The 3,038-nt window shown below is 73.2% G+C and carries 2 protein-coding genes; both read right to left on the minus strand.

Translation table 11 applies throughout. The features are described from left to right. Positions 1–60: 60 nt before the first annotated feature. Entirely contained in the window at positions 61–1,599 is a 1,539-nt protein-coding gene (gene hutH / locus ABZ896_RS52420; RefSeq protein ID WP_360946533.1) for a histidine ammonia-lyase, read from the minus strand. An 82-nt stretch (positions 1,600–1,681) separates the two neighbouring features. After that, positions 1,682–2,827 (minus strand): GGDEF domain-containing protein, encoded by a 1,146-nt coding sequence (locus tag ABZ896_RS52425; RefSeq protein WP_360946530.1) that lies wholly within the window; start codon positions 2,825–2,827, stop codon positions 1,682–1,684. Positions 2,828–3,038 lie beyond the last annotated feature (211 nt).

Raw genomic sequence — 3,038 nt, forward strand, 5'->3', positions numbered from 1 at the left:
GGCGAAATGCCCTAAATATCGCATACGGCCGGGACATCCGCACCAATCACCCCCTCCCCGCTAGCGCAACGGCCCGGTGATCGGCTCCACCGCGGCCACCAAGCGGCCTTCCCTCACGAACGCGTCCGCTGCCGCGAGGTCCGGGGCCAGGTAGCGGTCCGGGCCCGGGCCCTCAACCCCTGCCTTGCGTACGGCGGTGATGGCGGCCTGGGTCGCCGGTGCGGGGCGCAGGCCCTCGCGGAGTTCTACGGCGCGTGAGGCGGCGTAGAACTCTACGGCGAGGACGCGCGCGAGGTTGTCGACGGCGGTCCGCAGTTTCCGGGCGGCCGACCAGCCCATCGACACGTGGTCCTCCTGCATCGCGGAGGACGGGATCGAGTCGGCGGACGCGGGCACCGCCAGCCGCTTCATCTCGCTCACCAGCGCGGCCTGCGTGTACTGCGCGATCATCAGCCCGCTGTCCACGCCCGCGTCGTCGGCGAGGAACGGCGGCAGGCCGTGGCTGCGGTTCTTGTCGAGCAGCCGGTCGGTGCGGCGCTCGGCGATCGAGGCGAGGTCGGCGGCGGCGATGGCGAGGAAGTCGAGGACGTAAGCCACGGGCGCGCCATGGAAGTTGCCGTTGGACTCCACCCGACCGTCCGGCAGGACCACGGGGTTGTCCACGGCCGAGGCCAACTCCCGCTCGGCGACGAGCCGTGCGTGGTCCATGGTGTCCCGTCCGGCGCCGGCGACCTGCGGGGCGCAGCGCACGGAGTAGGCGTCCTGGACGCGCGGGGCGTCGTCTTGGTGGTGCCCGGTCAGCTCCGAACCGGCCAGCACCGCCAGCATGTTGGCGGCGGAGGCGCCCTGTCCCGGATGCGGCCGGATGGCGTGCAGTTCGGGCGCGAGCACCTTGTCGGTGCCGAGCAGCGCCTCCAGGCTCAACGCGGCGGTGATGTCCGCGGACTTGTAGAGGTTCTCGAGATCGGCGAGGGCCATGACCAGCATCCCGAGCATGCCGTCGGTGCCGTTGAGGAGGGCGAGCCCCTCCTTCTCCCGCAACTCGACGGGCCGGATGCCGTGTTCGGCGAGCAGCTCACCGGCGGGGCGCACGACCCCGTCCGGCCCCTCGGCGTCGCCCTCCCCCATGAGCGCGAGCGCGCAGTGCGAGAGCGGGGCGAGGTCGCCGGAGCAGCCGAGGGAGCCGTACTCGTGGACGACGGGGGTGATCCCGGCGTTGAGCACGTCGGCCATGGTCTGCGCGACCTCGGGCCGCACACCGGTGTGCCCCGAGCAGACGGTCTTGAGACGCAGGAACATCAGCGCCCGTACGACTTCCCGCTCCACCCGCGGTCCCATGCCGGCCGCGTGCGAGCGCACGATGTTGCGCTGCAGCCGGGCCCGGAGTTCCTGGCTGATGTGCCGGGTCGCGAGGGCGCCGAAGCCGGTGCTGACGCCGTAGACCGGCTCGGGCTTGGCCGCGAGGGCGTCCACGATCTCCCGGGCCGCCGCGAGGGCCGCCACCGCCTCCCCGGAGAGCTCGATCCGGGCCCCGCCGCGGGCCACGGCGAGCACGTCGGACGCGGTGACACCCGACGTCCCCACCACCACAGTGTGCATATCCATATTCAGGAGCGTACGCAGTGAAGACAGGGATGTCACCATCGGGGGCGGGGTTCACCCCTTACCGGCACGTCATGCCTTACGGCCGCCCCCGGAATCGCCGCCGCTCCGGCGACGCCTCCAGGGAGGGTTCGTCGGCGAGGCGTACGACGGGGTCGTCGGCCCCCTCCCGGCCCGCGACGACCGGCCGCGTGGCCCGCTCGGCCTTGGCGCGGTACTGGGCGGCGTCAGCCAGCCGGAACAGCCGCCGCCCGGAGCGTACGGCCCCGATGGCGTCGGCGGTGGAGGCCACCCCGCAGGCCACGCCCTCGCCCAGCTCCAACTCGCCCGCCCTGCGGCACAGTTCGTCGGCGGCCTCGACGACCTCGTCCACGGACGGGCCGACCGCCAGCAGACAGAACTCGTCCCCGCCGAGGCGGGCCGCGAGTGTGCCCGGCAGCATGGCACCGCACAGCGACAGCACCGACCCGAAGCGCTCAAGGAGGCGGTCTCCCACGGCGTGCCCGCGGGTGTCGTTGACCCGCTTGAGCCCGTTGAGGTCGCACACGACGAGACTGACGACCACCCCGTCCCGCCGGTGCCGCTCGATCGCCTCGTCCAGTCGCACGTCGACGGCCCGCCGGTTCGCGAGTCCCGTCAGCGCGTCCGTGAACGCCAGTCGGCGGGCCTCCTCCAGCCGTTCGGTCTGCGCGATGCCCGCGGCGACGACTGCGGCGAGCACGGTGGCGAAGTCGGCGCAGTCCCTTCCGAAGACGGGTACGCCGGTGGCGCGGGCGACGTACAGCTCGCCCCAGGCGCGGCCGTTCAGCACGATCGGGGCGACGACGCAGCAGCCCCTTCCTCTTCTGCGGAGGGCGGCGACGCGTTGGTGCACGTACCCCGGCCGGACGCCGGCCGTGGGGCCCTCCGCGGTCTCCACCCACGCGTTGGGCTCGCCGCCGCCGGCCCAGCGTTCGTGCAGGAACTCGGCGATCTCCGGGAACTGGTGTACGGGGTAGGCCTCGTCGTCCGGGAACTCCTCCTCGTCCGGGGCGCGGTCTCCCACGTTCACGAGCACCCTCAGGCGTCCGAGCTCCCGCTCCCATACGGACAGTGCGGCGAAGTTGCCGCCGAGGGCGTGGCGGGCGCCGTTGGCTGCCGCCCGCCATGTCTCACGCGAACTGTGCGCGGCGGCCATGCCCTGCGCCAACGCGACGACCGCACTCAGCCGAGTGTCCTCACCCATCACTCCAGGCTAGGGAGGGATCGGGGGTGGGGTGGGGTGCGGTTGGGCCGTTCGGGCAGGTGGGAGGGGGGTCGTCGGGTGCGGCTTGGTGGGGGCGGGCGTTGTGCGCAGTTCCCCGCGCCCCTGAAAAGCCGCCCACGGTTCGGTGGTGGGTCGGGGCCGGGGGGGGGGGGGGTTGAGGCGCAGGCGGGGGGGGGGGGGATTGGAAGGC

The organism is Streptomyces sp. NPDC047072, assembly GCF_040643855.1.
Lineage (GTDB): Bacteria > Actinomycetota > Actinomycetes > Streptomycetales > Streptomycetaceae > Streptomyces.

Coding starts and splice junctions, on each gene's coding strand:
- hutH (WP_360946533.1), bottom strand. CDS start 1,599: ATGCACACTGTGGTGGTGGGGACGTCGGGTGTCACCGCGTCCGACGTG.
- ABZ896_RS52425 (WP_360946530.1), bottom strand. CDS start 2,827: ATGGGTGAGGACACTCGGCTGAGTGCGGTCGTCGCGTTGGCGCAGGGC.